General features: G+C 49.7%; 18 protein-coding genes. 15 read left to right on the forward strand and 3 right to left on the reverse strand.

The window, feature by feature from the left end:
* Both mlaE and NX720_RS16610 read right to left on the reverse strand, forming a co-directional pair.
* Entirely contained in the window at window positions 1-795 is a 795-nt protein-coding gene (mlaE, locus tag NX720_RS16605) for a lipid asymmetry maintenance ABC transporter permease subunit MlaE (RefSeq protein WP_262596018.1), read from the reverse strand.
* Complete coding sequence (locus NX720_RS16610; RefSeq protein ID WP_262596020.1) at window positions 792-1,604, reverse strand: ATP-binding cassette domain-containing protein; 813 nt, start codon at window positions 1,602-1,604, stop codon at window positions 792-794. The genes mlaE and NX720_RS16610 overlap by 4 nt, the downstream gene beginning before the upstream one ends.
* A 334-nt stretch (window positions 1,605-1,938) precedes the next feature.
* Between NX720_RS16610 and NX720_RS16615 the strand changes: the two genes are divergently transcribed.
* The 13 genes from NX720_RS16615 to NX720_RS16675 all read left to right on the forward strand — a co-directional run bounded on the left by NX720_RS16615 (window position 1,939) and on the right by NX720_RS16675 (window position 14,781).
* Entirely contained in the window at window positions 1,939-2,895 is a 957-nt protein-coding gene (locus NX720_RS16615; RefSeq protein ID WP_262596022.1) for a calcium/sodium antiporter, read from the forward strand.
* Window positions 2,896-3,012: 117 nt separating this feature from the next.
* Complete coding sequence (locus NX720_RS16620; RefSeq protein ID WP_262596023.1) at window positions 3,013-3,990, forward strand: KpsF/GutQ family sugar-phosphate isomerase; 978 nt, start codon at window positions 3,013-3,015, stop codon at window positions 3,988-3,990.
* The gene (locus tag NX720_RS16625) at window positions 3,987-4,514 is read left to right on the forward strand and encodes a KdsC family phosphatase (RefSeq protein ID WP_262596025.1); all 528 of its coding nucleotides are present in this window, start codon (window positions 3,987-3,989) and stop codon (window positions 4,512-4,514) included. The genes NX720_RS16620 and NX720_RS16625 overlap by 4 nt, the downstream gene beginning before the upstream one ends.
* A 75-nt stretch (window positions 4,515-4,589) precedes the next feature.
* Window positions 4,590-5,177 (forward strand): LPS export ABC transporter periplasmic protein LptC, encoded by a 588-nt coding sequence (lptC, locus tag NX720_RS16630; protein WP_262596026.1) that lies wholly within the window; start codon window positions 4,590-4,592, stop codon window positions 5,175-5,177.
* Between the two features lie 73 nt (window positions 5,178-5,250).
* Entirely contained in the window at window positions 5,251-5,760 is a 510-nt protein-coding gene (gene lptA / locus NX720_RS16635; RefSeq protein ID WP_262596028.1) for a lipopolysaccharide transport periplasmic protein LptA, read from the forward strand.
* A 4-nt stretch (window positions 5,761-5,764) separates the two neighbouring features.
* A complete protein-coding gene (gene lptB / locus NX720_RS16640) occupies window positions 5,765-6,490 on the forward strand; it encodes an LPS export ABC transporter ATP-binding protein (protein WP_262596029.1) in 726 nt (241 codons plus the stop codon).
* 250 nt (window positions 6,491-6,740) lie between these two features.
* Window positions 6,741-8,231, forward strand: a complete 1,491-nt coding sequence (locus NX720_RS16645) for an RNA polymerase factor sigma-54 (RefSeq protein ID WP_262596031.1) — start codon at window positions 6,741-6,743, stop codon at window positions 8,229-8,231.
* 127 nt (window positions 8,232-8,358) lie between these two features.
* Entirely contained in the window at window positions 8,359-8,664 is a 306-nt protein-coding gene (gene hpf, locus NX720_RS16650; RefSeq protein WP_262596034.1) for a ribosome hibernation-promoting factor, HPF/YfiA family, read from the forward strand.
* Window positions 8,665-8,760: 96 nt separating this feature from the next.
* Window positions 8,761-9,213 (forward strand): PTS IIA-like nitrogen regulatory protein PtsN, encoded by a 453-nt coding sequence (gene ptsN, locus NX720_RS16655; RefSeq protein ID WP_262596035.1) that lies wholly within the window; start codon window positions 8,761-8,763, stop codon window positions 9,211-9,213.
* Between the two features lie 213 nt (window positions 9,214-9,426).
* Window positions 9,427-10,284 (forward strand): RNase adapter RapZ, encoded by an 858-nt coding sequence (gene rapZ / locus NX720_RS16660; RefSeq protein ID WP_262596036.1) that lies wholly within the window; start codon window positions 9,427-9,429, stop codon window positions 10,282-10,284.
* Window positions 10,284-10,553, forward strand: coding sequence for an HPr family phosphocarrier protein (locus tag NX720_RS16665; protein WP_262596037.1), 270 nt, complete (start codon window positions 10,284-10,286; stop codon window positions 10,551-10,553). Before rapZ ends, NX720_RS16665 begins: the two co-directional genes overlap by 1 nt.
* A 38-nt stretch (window positions 10,554-10,591) precedes the next feature.
* Window positions 10,592-11,950, forward strand: coding sequence for a magnesium transporter (gene mgtE, locus NX720_RS16670; protein ID WP_262596039.1), 1,359 nt, complete (start codon window positions 10,592-10,594; stop codon window positions 11,948-11,950).
* A 251-nt stretch (window positions 11,951-12,201) separates the two neighbouring features.
* A complete protein-coding gene (locus NX720_RS16675) occupies window positions 12,202-14,781 on the forward strand; it encodes a hypothetical protein (protein ID WP_262596040.1) in 2,580 nt (859 codons plus the stop codon).
* 123 nt (window positions 14,782-14,904) lie between these two features.
* Here NX720_RS16675 and tnpA read toward each other — a convergent pair whose 3' ends face one another.
* On the reverse strand, window positions 14,905-15,333 hold the full coding sequence (gene tnpA, locus NX720_RS16680; RefSeq protein ID WP_262596041.1) for an IS200/IS605 family transposase: 429 nt from the start codon (window positions 15,331-15,333) through the stop codon (window positions 14,905-14,907).
* 65 nt (window positions 15,334-15,398) lie between these two features.
* On the opposite strand from tnpA, the gene NX720_RS16685 reads away from it, so the two are divergent.
* Window positions 15,399-15,599 carry a helix-turn-helix domain-containing protein gene (locus NX720_RS16685; RefSeq protein WP_262596043.1) on the forward strand — a complete coding sequence of 67 codons (201 nt, stop codon included), beginning with the start codon at window positions 15,399-15,401 and terminating at the stop codon, window positions 15,597-15,599.
* A gap of 35 nt (window positions 15,600-15,634) precedes the next feature.
* Complete coding sequence (locus NX720_RS16690; protein WP_262596045.1) at window positions 15,635-16,669, forward strand: IS701 family transposase; 1,035 nt, start codon at window positions 15,635-15,637, stop codon at window positions 16,667-16,669.
* The last annotated feature ends 1 nt before the right edge of the window (window position 16,670 follow it).

The following is a 16,670-nucleotide window of genomic DNA, read 5'->3' on the forward strand; positions in this document are numbered from 1 at the left end:
TTACAGTTCTCCAAACATTACGGCGGTCAGAATAAAATCAAGCCCTAAAATAGCCAGCGACGAATACACGACAGTTCTTGTTGTAGCGCGACTGACGCCCTCTGAGGTGGGAATGGCATCATACCCCTGAAACACTGCAATCCAGGTCACCACAAGACCAAACACCAGGCTTTTCACCAGCCCATTACCAATATCCGCAGTAAAACTCACAGACTGCTGCATAGTGGACCAGAAGGAACCTTCGTAAATACCCAGCCAGTCGACCCCAACCATGGCGGCTCCCAGAATGCCCACCAGGTTAAAAATAGAGGCCAGCAGCGGCATTGAGATCACACCCGCCCAGAATCTGGGGGCAATAATGCGCTTTAGCGGATCAACGCCAATCATCTCAAGGCTGGACAGCTGCTCAGTGGTCTTCATCAAACCAATTTCAGCGGTAAGGGCAGAGCCTGCCCGCCCGGCGAACAGCAACGCTGTTACCACCGGTCCCAGCTCCCTGAGCAGGCTCAGCGCAACCATTTGACCGACAGCATCCTCAGAACCATAGCGAATCAGTATGTTGTAGCCCTGCAAAGCCAGTACCATACCAATAAACAGCCCGGACACCGTGATAATAATCAGGGACATAAAGCCAACGCTGTAAAGCTGCTGAACCAGTAGTGAAAAGCGGTGGCCAAAGCCGGAGCGGGAAAAAATAGCCAGCAGCAAAAAAATGCCGGACCGCCCTACAGACTGGACATGATCCAAACCAAACCGACCCAGCTGTTCCAGCCGGTCAAACAAACCTGGACTCATTTGCACTCCCTGAGCAGAGCTTCTTTGTAATCCATGGCAGGATAATGAAAAGGAACCGGGCCATCGGCATAGCCATTCATAAACTGAATGACACGGGGATCTTTGGAAACCATCATTGCTTCCGGTGTTCCCTGACCGATCACGTCCCCATCAGCCAGTACATAAAGATAGTCAGCAATACTGGCGGTTTCATGCAGATCATGGGAGACCACCACACTGGTGATTTTCAGCGCCTGGTTGAGCTTACGGATCAGTTCGACCAGAACCCCCATGGCAATAGGATCCTGCCCGACAAAGGGTTCATCGTACATCACCATTTCCGGGTCAAGAGCAATGGCCCGGGCAAGCGCCACCCGGCGATTCATACCGCCGGACAGTTCGGCAGGCATCAGCGACCAGGCACCCCGCAAACCCACCGCCTGTAACTTCATAAAGACGACATCCCGAATCATGGAGTCAGTCAGTTCGGTATGAATGCGAAGAGGAAAGGCCACATTCTCAAACACCGAAAGATCGGTAAACAATGCCCCACTCTGGAACAGCATGCCCATTTTACGACGCAACCGAAACAGCTCATCCCGGGACAGCCGGTTCACATCCTGCCCGTCGACAATAATACGTCCGGAATCAGGGCGCAGCTGGCGGCCAATCAGTCGGAGCAGCGTTGTCTTACCGGTTCCGGATGGCCCCATGATGCCAACAACCTTTCCCTTGGGAATGGTGATATCAATGTTGTTAAAAATGCGTCGGCCACCCCGATAGAAAGTGAGCCCGCGAATTTCAATAAAGTTATCAGTAGCTACAGCCATCAGCCGATATTTCCTTGCTTTGAAAACGTGCCTCTGTAAACACTCTCTATAAACAACTCTTTATAGACAAGAGTACCTGAGCAAAGGTGTGTAGCAGTCCTTATTACACGCCTGTGCAGCTTTCTCATTATGACGGCTTTTACTTACATTTTGAATATTAACCGTCTTTTGATAGCAAGGTTTTCACATCGGCAACCAGAAGCAACCATTAAAGCACCATCATAGACAACAATAAAAAACTGTAAATAAACCCTCTCAGGGCATCGCTTCCAGACGCCTGGATGACTTACCATTACCAAATAAATTTTGAATTAAAGAACCGGGTCACTCCAACATGCTTGTTGCCATTCTCGCCATTCTTGCCGGCTTTATTATTCTCACCTGGAGTGCAGACCAGTTTGTGAATGGGGCTGCTGCAACCGCCAGAAACTTTAATATATCCCCAATGCTGATTGGCCTGACCGTGGTTTCCATTGGTACATCTGCCCCGGAAATTCTGGTTTCCCTCATGGCCTCTACCCAGGACCATGCCAGCCTTGCTATCGGCAACGCCGTTGGCTCCAACATTGCCAATATAGGGCTGGTATTGGGGGCAACTGCCCTGATTGCGCCTTTACCGGTCAAAAAGTCCCTGGCGCACCGGGAAATTCCAATGCTGGTCGTCGTCTCAACGCTGGCTGGCCTCTGTATCGTTAATGGCTTTCTGACTCAATTGGACAGCATGGTGCTGCTGGGCGCTCTGTTTCTGACACTGTACCTGATGTTTCGCTGGCAAAAGCAGCATCCCGACGAACCTCTTATCGAAGGCGAAGAAGAGGAAGTTCCGGAGTTGTCACCTGGCAAAGCATGGTTTTACCTGATCTCAGGGCTGTTATTTCTGCTGGGTAGTTCGCAGATTCTGGTCTGGGGAGCCACCGAGCTGGCTCGTCTGTTTGGGGTCAGCGAACTGATTATCGGCCTCACCATTGTCGCTATCGGCACCAGCCTGCCTGAGCTGGCAGCCTCTGTTGCCAGTGCCATTAAGGGGCACCATGACATCGCCCTTGGCAATGTGGTGGGCTCTAATATTTTCAACCTTCTTGCGGTTCTGCCCATGCCCGGACTGTTTGCGCCGGGCTCCGTTAACCCCCAGGTTATCTGGCAGGACTTCCCCGTTATGATGGCCCTGACCCTGTTTCTTGCCATGAGCTGCCTGTTTGGCAAACAGCCAAAACATCTGGGTCGAATGACTGGAATATTGCTTTTAAGCAGTTATGCCGCCTATACCGTCTGGCTGTTTATTCATCACTGAAGGAACTACTGTCGCCAAATTGGTTCTAAGGCGGTTAGCGGGCGATGGCCTACCCCTTAACGCATAACCGTTTTACAATAGACCGTTTCGCAGCCACGTTTAAGATAGTTATTCATTATGACCAACAATGACGAGCAGTTCATTGCCATAGGAAAACGTACCATATCCATGGAGTTGGAGGCCGTTCAGAAACTTCTGGACCGGGTAAACAGCAGTTTTGCCCGGGCCTGTGAGGTTATGCTGGCCTGTAGCGGCCGTATCATTGTGGTAGGCATGGGCAAATCTGGTCACATTGCCCGTAAAATCGCCGCCACTCTGGCCAGCACCGGCACCCCTTCCTTTTTCGTACATCCCGGTGAAGCCAGCCATGGTGACATGGGTATGATTACTTCTGAAGATGTGGTTCTGGCTCTGTCCAACTCCGGCGAAACCAACGAAGTCGTTACGCTTCTGCCGCTGCTGAAACGGATGGGGACACCACTGGTCAGCATGACCGGCAACCCGGATTCCTCTCTGGCCTTGGACGCTGACGCACACATTAATACCGGTGTCGACAAAGAAGCCTGCCCGCTGGATCTGGCTCCCACCTCCAGCACCACCACCGCACTGGTGATGGGCGACGCTCTGGCGATAGCCCTGCTGGAAGCCCGTGGTTTCACCGCTGAAGACTTTGCTTTCTCGCACCCTGGCGGTTCTCTGGGCAAACGCCTGCTGTTAAAGGTCAAAGACGTTATGCACAGTGGCAGACGCATTCCGGAAGTGGCTCAGGGTACAAAAATCAGTGAAGCCCTGCTGGAAATGACTCACAAAGGGCTGGGCATGACTTCCATTGTGGATAAAAAGCGTAAAGTCGTGGGCATATTCACCGACGGTGACCTGCGCCGCGCCCTGGATAAAGGTGTGAACCTGCGCCAGACCGACATTGATGATGTCATGACCAGTCACTGCAAAACCATCTCGCCGGATATCCTCGCTGCCGAAGCCCTGAAGATTATGGACGACCGTAAAATTAACGCCCTGATCTGTGTCGATACCGACAACCAGCCTGTTGGCGCTGTTAATATGCACGATTTACTGAAAGCAGGTGTTGTATGATCGACTCATCCCTGAAGCCTTCTGCTGCCAGAGTGCGTCTGGCAGTCTTTGATGTTGATGGCGTACTGACCGACGGCAAGCTGTTTTTTGGCGAACAGGGTGAAGCACTGAAGTGCTTTCATACACTGGACGGCCACGGCCTGAAAATGCTGCAACAGGCTGGTATCAAAACCGCCATCATTACCGGACGACGCTCGACGTTTGTAGAGAAACGCGCCAGTGACCTGGGTGTCGATTTTCTGTACCAGGGTCGTGAAGATAAGATCAACGCCCTGAATGAACTGCTGGAAACCGAGCAGTTCGATATGGACGAGATTGCGTATCTGGGCGATGACCTCCCAGACCTTACCGTTATTCGCCGTGTTGGCTTTGGCTGTGCCGTTATCAACGCACACCCTTTTGTCCGTCAACACGCACAGGCAGTGACCGATCACCATGGCGGCCTGGGGGCGGCCAGGGAGTTCTGTGATTTTATCCTTGACGCGCAGGGTAAACTGGAGCCGATGCTGGCAAAATACCTTTAAACGTTAATTTATTGTAATTTGGAGCCAGTCCATGAGTGACTGGCCTCTTCAACAACAACAGGAATCACACATCGGATGCCCATAAATAGCTCTTACAAAAGCTATCTGTTAGTTGCCTGTGTATTGATAACCATGGTTGGGATAGGCTACTGGTCGTACGACGGTGGTTTGCATGTTAAAGGGCAAAATCGTCAGCCTGAAATACAGGAAAACGCAGATTACTATCTGATAGATGCCACCATCACTCAGTTCAATGAAACGGGAGCGCTGGAATACAAGCTGACTTCCAGCGCTATTACACACTATCCGCATAATGACACCACCCTGCTCAAGATGCCTCATCTGCTCAGCTACAGTAATCCACAGAAACCCATGGTCACTGATGCCCTGAACGGCAAACTGCTGCCCGGCGAGCAGGATATTGAGCTCTGGGACGAGGTCGTCATGATCCAGACCAACAGCAGTGACGGCAGTCAGGTACGTATGGACACCGATTTTCTCACCATATACTCTGAGCAAAGTCTTGCCGTAACAGATCGTCCGGTTCTGATTACTAACGACACTGGTCGTACCAGAGCCATCGGTATGGAAGCGTTCTACAAGGACAGTCTGGTTAAACTCAAATCAAGGGTACGAGGATTCCATGAACCTAAACAGCCTTGAGCCAAATAGAGAGCTTGAGCGGAACAGAAAGCTTGAGCGAAACAAAAAGCCCAAGCGAAACGTCATAAAAAACATGCGTTCAATTCTGGGCATTCTCCTGCTGCTGCCCACCCTCGCAACGGCTCTGCCGTCAGACCGGCAAATGCCCATCGAAATCGAGTCCGACTCGGCAGACATTGATAACAGAAGGGGCGTTTCAGTCTATCGGGGCAATGTGGTAATGACCCAGGGCAGCACTCGAATTACCGGCGATGTGGTCACGGTATACACCAAAAACCAGGAAGTGCAAAAGGTTGTTGCCGAAGGCGTTAACAAGCGCGCTTACTACGAAGAAGAACAGCCCGATGCCCAGGGAACATTGCAGGCATGGGGACATACGATTGATTACAAAGTGCTGGACGAGAAAATCCACCTGATCCGTCAGGCTCAGCTCGTACAGAAAGGTGACTCGTTCAAGGGTGAACGCATCGACTATGACCTGAAGCAACAAAAAGTCAACGCCAAAGGTCTGGAAAACAAAAAGGGTGAAGGACGAGTGCAGATGGTCATTCAGCCCAAATCCGAGCGACAGGAAAAGAATTAACCTGATGGTCACGCTAAAGGCAGAACACCTCAGTAAAAGTTACAAAGGCCGAAAGGTCGTTAAAGACGTCTCACTGACTGTCAACAGCGGCCAGATTGTCGGTCTGCTGGGCCCCAATGGCGCAGGTAAAACCACCTGTTTCTACATGATTGTCGGCCTGGTAAAAGCCGATGGTGGCAAAGTCAGCATTAACGACAAAGACCTGACCCACCAACCTATGCACGGGCGGGCAAGAGCCGGTGTGGGCTACCTGCCACAGGAAGCCTCAATATTCCGCAAACTGTCGGTGACCGATAATATTCTTGCCATCCTGCAAACCCGCAAAGACCTCAACAAGCAACAGCGGCTCGACAAGATGGAGTCACTGCTGGATGAGTTCAACATAGGCCATATCCGCGACAGCACCGGTATGAGCCTGTCGGGCGGTGAGCGTCGACGGGTGGAAATAGCCAGGGCCCTGGCCACCGATCCGGATTTTGTCCTGCTCGATGAGCCATTTGCCGGTGTTGACCCTATCTCGGTTGGAGACATCAAAGGGATTGTCAGACAACTGCAAAGCCATGGCATTGGTGTACTGATCACCGATCACAATGTTCGTGAAACACTGGATATCTGTGAAAAGGCTTATATCGTCAGCGAAGGTGGCATCATTGCGGAAGGCGACAGTCAGACCGTTTTGAGCAACCAGAAAGTTCGTGACGTTTACCTGGGTCACCAGTTCAGTTTATAGTCAGTTACATTCGGGAAGAGTCTCTCTTCCCCCTAACCATCCTCATGCCAGTTTTGCTTTTCACTATTAAGGTTCTGTGCTTATAATCCGGTGACACGGAACGCACCTAAAAACGACAATGTGACAGTATTACAAAGAGCACAGCGTTTTAAGTAAACAGCCATGAGCTCACAACAGCATGAGCAGAAAATGCAGTTCCCGTCACCTGCGTGAACGTGCATTTTCATAGTAAAAGGTACACGGTTGCCCTATGAAGCCCTCTCTACAGCTTAAAATGGGTCAGCAGTTGACGATGACACCGCAACTGCAACAAGCCATTCGCCTGTTACAGCTTTCGACACTGGATCTGCAACAGGAAATCCAGGAGGTGCTGGAGTCCAACCCGATGCTGGAAAGCGAAGAAGCCATTCAGGATCAGGAGAGCCGCGACCAGGAAGCCAGTAACACCGCTGAAGGTGAGCAACTGGTTGACCTCAATGCCCAGGAACCGCCGGCCTCCCCGGAGTCTCAGGAACCCGAATGGTCAGAAAGCATACCCAGGGATCTGCCTGTCGATTCCGGCTGGGAGGAAATCTACTCCAGCATGCCGTCAGGCAGTGATGATGAATTTGATCCCCTGAGTCGCTCCCGAACCACTGAGTCCCTGCAGGAACACCTGCAATGGCAACTGAACCTGACCCCCACCACCGATACCGACAGGGTGCTGGGTGAAGCGATCATCGAAGCCATAAACCCTGATGGTTACCTGACAACGCCACTGGAAGATATCTACCAGAGTCTTGTTTCAGACCCTGCGTTTGAGGAACTCGACACTCTCGACATAGATGAGCTGAAAGTCATGCAACACCGCATTCAGCAGTTTGACCCGGTTGGCTGCGGCAGTGAAAACCTGAAAGCGTGCCTGTCCGTACAGCTGGCTCAACTGCCGTCCCAGACACCCTTTATTCACGAAGCTCAAAAGCTGATCGACTTCCATCTGGAAGCCCTGGGCAGCCGTGACTACAGCCAGATCATGCGCCGCACCCGGATGAAAGAGCATCAGCTCAAGGAAGCATTGAGCCTGATACAGAGCCTGAACCCAAGGCCCGGCTCTGAAGTGGATCAAAGTGAACCGGAGTACATCACTCCGGATATCTCTGTTCGAAAAGTAAAAGAGCGCTGGGTGGTGGAACTGAATTCCGAGTCACTGCCACGCCTGCGTATCAACAACAGTTATGCGTCAATGGTTCAGCGGGCCAACAGCAGCCGGGACAACCAGTTTATGAAAAACCAGCTGCAGGAAGCCCGCTGGTTTCTGAAAAACCTGCAAAGCCGCAATGACACATTGCTTAAAGTCGCCACCAGAATCGTTAACGTCCAGCAGGGCTTTCTGGAACAGGGCGACGAAGCCATGAAACCGCTGGTGCTTGCCGACATCGCTGAAGCGGTGGACATGCATGAATCAACTATTTCACGGGTCACGACCCAGAAGTACATGCATACGCCCAGGGGCGTCTATGAACTGAAATATTTCTTTTCCAGCCATGTCAGCACAGACAGCGGCGGAGAGTGTTCATCCACGGCTATTCGTGCGCTGATCAAAAAGTTGGTTCAGGATGAAAATCCAAAAAAACCGCTCAGTGACAACAAAATTGCCGGATTGCTGGGAGAACAGGGCATAAAAGTAGCCCGACGAACCATCGCCAAGTACCGGGAATCAATGCATATACCCCCTTCCAACGAACGTAAGTGTCTGGTGTAAAAATCCTGTATTTTTTTGCTTCAGAGCAGTACCTGCGTTGTTATCAGTGATAGAATCTAAACAGACCAGTTCGAGAATCCCGGGAACTGGCCACTGTCTTCAAACGGGATCAGCAGGAGAGCGTTACATGCAAGTCAACATCAGTGGACATCATGTAGAAGTGACTCAAGCTCTGAAAGATTATGTCACTAAAAAACTCGACCGCCTGGCAGCTCACTTCGATAACATCACTAATGTACAGGTCACCTTGAGCGTAGAGAAACTACTACACAAGGCAGAAGTGATCCTGCACATACGTGGAGCTGACATCAATGCGACCGCTGAATCCGATGACATGTATGCGGCTATTGACGATTTGTCAGATAAAATCGACCGACAGTTGGTAAAACACAAGGAAAAAACGCTCAATCGCATGCAGGGAGCCCGAGGCTGAAGCCATAACCGACTGAAAGCCCTGGCTTTCAGTCGGCTCCATCCAGAGAGCGGCTTCTTTTTTGCACTCGCACCCTGTGAGCCTTCCAATCGTTGTATGACTATTAAAAACATCCTAACCCCCGAGCGCACCCTCCATGGTGTGCAAGGGATCAGCAAAAAGAAAATCCTGGAAACTATTGCGGAACAGATCAGTGAACATGTTCCCGCCATCAACGCCAAGAACCTGTTCAACAACCTCATCAACCGGGAACGACTGGGTACCACCGGACTGGGCAACGGCATTGCGCTGCCTCACTGCCGCTCCAAAGCCTGCCCGGAGCCAACGGGCCTCTTCATTCGTCTGTCGGAACCTGTTGATTTTGACGCGGTAGACCGTGAGCCTGTTGACCTGATTTTTGCTTTGATCGTCCCTGAAGAAAGCACCCAGGAGCACCTCGATATCCTGAAAGCCCTGGCTCAACGCTTCACCGACGATTACCTGCTCAGTCAGATCCGGTCAGCTAGCTCTTCGGAAAGCCTGTATCAGCTCCTGACAAATCCGGCCTGACCTGAACGGGTATTATACTGTCAGGGGTTATTCTCTGGCAGTCCCACAATATCTCTGCCAGTTTCAACTTCAGGTCATGGCAACAAGCAGGCAGCACAGCTATTACCTATCCTTGAAATAAAGAAACAGGTTTTAATCTCGTTGAGTTACTCTATTATTCAACCGTTAAACCTGTTATCCGTTAATAACAAGCTCCGCATAAAGGGAACCCCCATGAAACTCGTTATTATCAGCGGCCGCTCAGGTTCAGGAAAAAGCGCGGCACTCCATGCCCTTGAGGATCAGGGATATTACTGCGTCGACAACCTGCCAGCCACTATGCTCAGCCAGCTACCGGAACAGCTGAGTGAAGGCGCTAATGAGCCCCCCAGAATGGCCGTCAGCATCGATGTTCGTAATGTTCCCGGAGCCCTGGAGCATTTCCCAAGACTGCTGAAAAAACTCAGAAACCAGGAAATCGATTGTCAGGTGGTATTCCTGGACGCTGACAGCAGCTGCCTGATGAAGCGTTACAGCTCAACTCGCCGAAAGCATCCTCTGACGAATGATAAGGTGTCACTGATCGAAGCCATCGATCTGGAAACCAGCCTGCTGGGGCCCGTGGCAGCACAGGCCGATATCCGCATCGACACATCACCATTGTCTGTGCATGAAATTCATGAGCAGGTTCGCCACAAGGTCATTGGCGACGGCACCAAAAGCATGACTCTGCTGATTCAATCCTTTGGCTTCAAGCACGGTATGCCGGTGGATGCTGACTATGTATTTGATGTTCGCTGCCTGCCTAACCCATACTGGGATGAATCCATCCGGCCATACACCGGTCAGGACAAGCCGGTTCAGGAGTTCCTTGCAGCGAAACCCATGGTGACAGAGATGTTTGATGACCTGAAGCAGTTCGTGGAAAAATGGCTACCAAGGTTTGAATCCGGCCAGCGCAGCTATATGACCATTGCCATAGGTTGTACCGGTGGGCAGCACCGTTCAGTCTATATTAGTGAACGGCTGGGCAACTGGTTCAGTAAACGTTTTGACCGGGTTCAGGTTCGACACAGGGAGCTATCCAAATAATGATCCAGATGCAAGCGACCATCATCAACAAACTTGGACTGCATGCTCGTGCCGCATCAAAGTTTGTCTCGACCACTTCCAACTTTATCAGCCAGATTAAAGTCGGCGTAAACGGTCGTGAAGTGGATGGAAAAAGCATTATGGCGATCATGATGCTGGCTGCCGGTCAGGGAACCACCCTCGACCTGACATTTGAGGGTGAAGACGAGCAGGAAGCAGCCGATGCACTGTGCAATCTGATCAACGATTATTTTGAAGAAGGTGAGTAAACAGCTCCCTCAGTCATAGACAACACCAGGCGTGGAATATGGTTCAGCAACTGCAACTGAGTATCGGGGACAAGGCGCTTAAAGAGCTCAATGAAGCACTGGAACACGGTGTCTCGCCGGAACTCAGACGCATGCTCAACAGCCTTCCGGCGGCTGATGCGGCACACCTGCTGGAATCCTCCCCACCCAAACTTCGCAGCCTGCTCTGGCGCTTAATCGACCAGGATCAGGAAGGCGACGTGCTGCAGGAGTTAAGCGACGAAGTCAGGCAGTTCTTTCTGGACCGGATGAACATTGCCGAGCTTAAGGCCATCACTGACGGTCAGGATGTAGACGACATTGCCGACCTGCTGCAACAGCTGCCCGGCACGATCACCCGCAGAGTGCTTGATTCCATGGACAGTCAGGACCGGCAACGGATTGAAGTGGTCCTGTCCTACCCGGAAGACACCGCCGGTGGCCTGATGAACACCGATATGGTCACCATTCGCCCCAGCAATACCGTTGATGTGGTGCTGCGCTATCTGCGGCGACATGAGAAACTCCCGGAGATGACCGATAGCCTTCTGGTGGTCAACCGCCGGGATGAATACATTGGTTCTTTACCGCTTGGCATATTGCTGACCACAGACCCTTCTGCCTCAGTCTATGAAGTCATGCAAACCGATATCACGCCCATACCCGCAGATACTGAAGACACCCAGGTCGCCCAGATTTTCGAACGACAGGATCTCGTTTCCGCCCCGGTTATCAATGACAAAGGCAAGCTGCTGGGTCGTATTACCATCGACGATGTGGTGGACGTCATCCGGGAAGAGGCTGAACACTCCATGATGAGCATGGCGGGTCTGGATGATGACGAAGACACCTTTGCCCCCGTCTTTAAAACGGCAAGGCGCCGTGCCGTCTGGCTGGGCATTAACTTAATTACTGCCTTTATCGCTGCCTCTGTCATCGGCATGTTCCAGACCACGATCGACAAAGTGGTGGCACTGGCAGTACTTATGCCAATTGTCGCCGGAATGGGCGGTAACGCCGGTGGTCAGGCTCTCACTCTGGTGATTCGCGGGATGGCGCTTGGACAGATCAGCAGCACCAACCTGCGCTGGCTGTTGAGTCGTGAGCTGGCGGTAGGCTTTATGAACGGTCTGCTCTGGGCCAGCCTGGTCGCCCTGATCGCTTACCTGTGGTTTAACGACCCGATTATTTCGTTTGTGATTGGCTGTGCCATGGTGATCAACCTGAGCGCTGCGGTGATTGTAGGTGCCAGCCTGCCGGTGATTCTGAAATCGATGAACATTGATCCATCTCTGGCTGGCACAATCATTCTGACAACGATTTCTGATGTGCTGGGCTTTTTCTCCTTTCTTGGGCTGGCGACGCTTTTTTACGCGTGACCGAATTTATATTCAGCCATTCGTGTTGCATTCCTGATTGCAGCTTCTATTCTTTTTTGACTTCATGCCTTCGTAAAAAAATACTCAAACACCCGGCAAAGCTGTAGTCAAAAATGAATATAAAGGATACTCGCGCATTAACTGTATTTTTTATAGCAGTGCTATGCATAAGCAACTCTTACTCTCAAGTCGCTATTTACTCACGAGCCAAAGCAAACGGCCAATATTATAATACGCTTATTACCGAAGACTTGTCGTATTCTTCTGACGCAGTCAACGTCCCGGATACGAGCAATAAAAAGGAGTACGAATTCGTCTGGAGTGGGGTCACTGAAGGCAGGCACCTTCAGGCCTGCCTCCCCGAGTCATGGTCTTTAGCCACTGAATCGCAAGGCGTGAAGGTAATGGCCTCAACCTTAAACGAGCCTGAGGGTTCAGATTGCAAACTGCTTTATTTTCATAGTGCTCAGGGACGCTCCCGGCTGAAGACAAAAACAGCGGATGTCCAGAACCACTTGTTTCAACCAACATTCCCGGGGCCTGACTTTACCGGGGTAATAGCCCTTAAACCCGTCACAGAGCGTAACTCTCAAGTTCAAGGCTACAGCATCACCAGCGATGTTAAGCCTCAGAATGAAACCGGACACCTGCCATTACCTTACGATCGCTCAGACCCACCCTTATTATTCGGCTCTTCATCAGGGCACATGGGATTAGACGATCCTTTTGATGACAGAAAGCCACCCTTTCTGTTTTCACCCCTGGCTGGAAGCGAACTGGTGATCTCTCCCGTTTTGGCTCCCCAAAACCAACATCCTTTTATTCGCATTACCATTTTGCTTCTATCTGGTGAGTCCTTTACCTCCACTCTATCCGGTGACGAAGCACTGGCACTCAAAAAAGCCAAAGCACTGACCAACCCCTTTCAGTTACTGAGCTATCTCCGGAGAAAGCAGCACTGGTTAAGCAGCTGGTTCAGTCAGAGGGAAGACCTGGAAAGTGCTTTGGAAAACAGCGATGAGGCCAATGAACGTTACATACAAAACCTGATCGATAGCTTAAATGACATGAAGGTGATGATCACATCAGATCAATCTATTCCTGTCAGCGGCATCCTCAACGCAATGATTAATGGTAACCCTGAAAATACTGGTAACAGTCAGGAGGCTTCTGGTAATGGTTTAAGGCACCGGAAAACAGGAGGGGCAAGTAACAATCGGAATCCTGCCGGAAATGGTGAAAGCGGTAATGCCGAAGGTGTCAATGGAGGAGGTGGCGATGGTCAGCATCCCGACCAGACTGTTAAAAAAACAGAAGGAGAAAGTGGAAGTAGGCTGGACATTCGCTCTATTCTGAATCAGAGCCAATTTTCGGAACTGTTTAACACTGTGCCTGACTTTGTTTTGTCCAGTCTATACGCCTACGGTCAGCTCACGGCAGAACAGCTGGCGGAATTGCTGATGGCATTCTCAGAAGATGATTTAAGTTCTTCCCTGAGAAGTGATGACCTGATTGAAAAGCTGGAACAACGTAATGATGAAGACAAAGCTATATCGTTGTCAGTGCTACATCATATTGCAAAAACCGTAGGCGAGAACAATAATCTGCACCTTATCCATCAGCTCATTTTGGCCAAAACACCTTCAGCCTGGAGAGATGTAGTCAGAAAAAAACCCGAAATCCCCAATGACAATATCCCTGAAGAAGTAACAAGGCACCTGGCAAAACTGCTTGGCTTTAATGGTGAAAAACGAGTGAACCTCTACAACAACATGGCCCGGAAAGGTTACATACCCAGTGAAATTTATAGTTCCCGTCTTTTCAGACCATACCCTGTAGCACTGTTTATCATACATAACCATAAGTTAGACAAATCCGTCAGTGGAGCAGTACTCGAGTATATCCATGGTTTAGCCCCTGATCTTGATGTTGAAAGACGCCTTACAGAGCTTCTTTATGGTACTCAAGAGCAGGAGATGACGGAACACACCACCGGACTCCCCATGCAAACCGAAGCCACCAGGCAAAATCAGGACTTAAAGGAAAAATCCAAGGCGGTTACAGATTTCCTGAAACAGAAGGGTATAAAAGAATACACGCTGAATTTGCTAAATAACTCTGGACTATTAGATGAAAATCGTATTAATAAGATTTGTATCGATAACTCAGGCACAATTAATAAAAATGAAATTGATCAGCTTCTCAATGATTTAGTAACACATACTCTGTCCATAGAGGCTCTAAAGCAATTAGGCTATTCAGAATCAGCAATAGAGGCTCTTAAGAATAATGGCAACTTACACATAGATAACTGTAAGTTACTTGCACAAGCATTTGATGATAATGCCGCAGAAGTTATAGCAGAGGGGCTTACCGGGAAACTTAAAATTTTCAACTCCTTTCTACGACTAAATAACATAAAACATCCTGAACTGGTTGACCGCCTGAGAACCAATGATGAATGGTCGAAACTGGATAGTGGACAAACAGCTTTCACTCAACACCGTGAAATTATTCGGCACTACGGCCTCGAAACGTATGTGAACATGCAGGCACAATATATTGTGGACTCTGAAGCAGCCTCCCCCCTTGATGAGTTTGATATTAGTGTTCGCGTCAATAAAGCTATTAAAGCCCTTGCAACATCACACGATCACCAATATGAACGTTTGACTGGAGAAAATCTCCATCTGTCAATCACGACGGCTATCAAATATATGATCAAGTTCAGGGTTAATGAAATAGTAAGACAAAAGACAGAGCGACAGAAAAAGATAGATGAAGGCAGGGAGTCGTGGTGTGAGTGGCTAACCCGGATGATATTTGGCTGAAGGTTGGCAGGCTCTAAAACTGCCCTGCCAACTTCCTGGGCCAGAAGATTTAGCAAAATCGTCGTAAACCCTCGCCCAATGCGGGCGGGGATATAAGACGGGAAGGCGCAGAGCCTTCCGCCATCAATCTGGTGTACTCTGGCTATTAACGTAGTCCTTCAGAGTCTCGATAGTTGCACTGCCAGCACTGCAAGCAAAGTAAGACCTTGACCACATTAAGCCTGCTTTGCTCTGAGCAGTAAGGTGGGTATTCAGCATTCGCAACCGTCTTGATGATGTTGATTTGAGATTATTTACCATGACACTGATAGCCAGTTTTGGTGGGTAGGCCACCAACAGGTGTACGTGATCTTTTTCGCCATCCATTTCAAGTAACTGGCATTCCAGTTTTTCACATGCACTCTCGAACGACTCCCGTAACTGCTTGATCATATAGCCATCAAAAAGCTTTCGTCTGTACTTTGTCGTGAACACCAAATGAACAACCAGCTTGGTAACGCTATGTCGTTTGCGAAGATACCCTTTAAGCAAATCTTTATTGTGTGCGCCCACTTGAAAACCTCTTTCAAATACCTGTAATATAAAATTTATATTAATGAGCACTGAAATAACGTTCCATGCTGAGAGCCACCAAAGTACGAATCTATCCAACATCAGAGCAGGCGGAATTTCTCGACCGTCAGTTTGATGCTGTGCGGTTCGTATGGAACAAGGCCCTGGCTATTAAGGTTCATTATTACAAGGTTCGTAGGCAGAGCCTTTCTCCCAAAAAACACCTGAATAGGACTTACGCATTGACAGCAGGCTTTAAAATTTGATAATAGCCACAAATGACTATCTTTCAGGGACGAAAGTGAGAAGTACTACTCGCCCAACGACTGCAAAATGCACACTTCCACAATACATGGGATTTTTGATCAGTGAGCCCAAATCATCAACATGCACAAGGCTGGCAGAAGTGACTGGCATTTCTCACGATAGCGTTAACCGCTTTCTTCAGCGCGAAAATTACCAACCAAAAGACATGTTCGATGAAGCCGCCCAAAACTTATGCCTTGTTGGCGGCACGTTGAGCGTCGATGATACTGTTCTTGATAAACCGTATAGCAATTCTGTAGCGCTTGTTAGCCACTTCTGGTCAGGCAAGCATCACCGGGCAGTCAAAGGTATTAATCTTGTCACCCTCTATTACACCGATCCCGCCGGTCGGCATATGCCCGTGAACTTCAGAATATGCGACAAGTCGGAAGGCAAGACCAAAAACGATTACTTTCTTGAAATGTTGAGTGAAGTGCTGGCATGGGGGCTGAAGCCAGCGTATGTAACCGGTGACTCCTGGTACAGCTGCGTCAAAAACCTGAAGACGATTAAAAACCATCAGACAGGGTTCATGTTTGCAGTTGAAAAAAACAGGACGGTATCACTGGAAAAAGGTCATTGGCAGCAGGTTCAGGCTCTTGAGGTACCAGACGATGGTTTGGATGTCTGGCTCAAGGATTTCGGCAAAGTCAGGTTGTTCAGGACGATGCTAAAAGACCAGCGTCGCCACTACGTGGTTTACCTGCCAGAAGATGTACCTGTTCAACGCGATGATTTCATCCTGATCCACGACCAGCACTGGCAGATTGAGCAGTTCCACAGGGCGATCAAGCAGGTTTGCCATATCGAACATTTTCAGGTGCGTAATGAGCGGCCTGTAAGAAATCACATATTCTCAAGTATTCTGAGCTTTGTTTATCTCCAGAAAATGCAGATAGCGCAGGAGTTTACGAATATTTATCAGCACCAGCGTAAGCTGTTTAAAGAAGTGGTTGGTGCCTTCATTAAGATTTTTGCAAAGGACAAAGATGACCTGCTACCAAAATTTGCAGGTGCCATCAATGCGTAAG

The sequence above is a fragment of the Endozoicomonas euniceicola genome (genome assembly GCF_025562755.1).
Taxonomy (GTDB): Bacteria; Pseudomonadota; Gammaproteobacteria; order Pseudomonadales; family Endozoicomonadaceae; genus Endozoicomonas_A; species Endozoicomonas_A euniceicola.

Coding starts and splice junctions, on each gene's coding strand:
- lptA (WP_262596028.1), top strand. CDS start 5,251: ATGCGTTCAATTCTGGGCATTCTCCTGCTGCTGCCCACCCTCGCAACG.
- mgtE (WP_262596039.1), top strand. CDS start 10,592: ATGGTTCAGCAACTGCAACTGAGTATCGGGGACAAGGCGCTTAAAGAG.
- NX720_RS16665 (WP_262596037.1), top strand. CDS start 10,284: ATGATCCAGATGCAAGCGACCATCATCAACAAACTTGGACTGCATGCT.
- NX720_RS16615 (WP_262596022.1), top strand. CDS start 1,939: ATGCTTGTTGCCATTCTCGCCATTCTTGCCGGCTTTATTATTCTCACC.
- NX720_RS16685 (WP_262596043.1), top strand. CDS start 15,399: ATGCTGAGAGCCACCAAAGTACGAATCTATCCAACATCAGAGCAGGCG.
- lptB (WP_262596029.1), top strand. CDS start 5,765: ATGGTCACGCTAAAGGCAGAACACCTCAGTAAAAGTTACAAAGGCCGA.
- hpf (WP_262596034.1), top strand. CDS start 8,359: ATGCAAGTCAACATCAGTGGACATCATGTAGAAGTGACTCAAGCTCTG.
- ptsN (WP_262596035.1), top strand. CDS start 8,761: ATGACTATTAAAAACATCCTAACCCCCGAGCGCACCCTCCATGGTGTG.
- lptC (WP_262596026.1), top strand. CDS start 4,590: ATGCCCATAAATAGCTCTTACAAAAGCTATCTGTTAGTTGCCTGTGTA.
- rapZ (WP_262596036.1), top strand. CDS start 9,427: ATGAAACTCGTTATTATCAGCGGCCGCTCAGGTTCAGGAAAAAGCGCG.
- NX720_RS16620 (WP_262596023.1), top strand. CDS start 3,013: ATGACCAACAATGACGAGCAGTTCATTGCCATAGGAAAACGTACCATA.
- NX720_RS16645 (WP_262596031.1), top strand. CDS start 6,741: ATGAAGCCCTCTCTACAGCTTAAAATGGGTCAGCAGTTGACGATGACA.
- mlaE (WP_262596018.1), bottom strand. CDS start 795: ATGAGTCCAGGTTTGTTTGACCGGCTGGAACAGCTGGGTCGGTTTGGT.
- NX720_RS16610 (WP_262596020.1), bottom strand. CDS start 1,604: ATGGCTGTAGCTACTGATAACTTTATTGAAATTCGCGGGCTCACTTTC.
- NX720_RS16625 (WP_262596025.1), top strand. CDS start 3,987: ATGATCGACTCATCCCTGAAGCCTTCTGCTGCCAGAGTGCGTCTGGCA.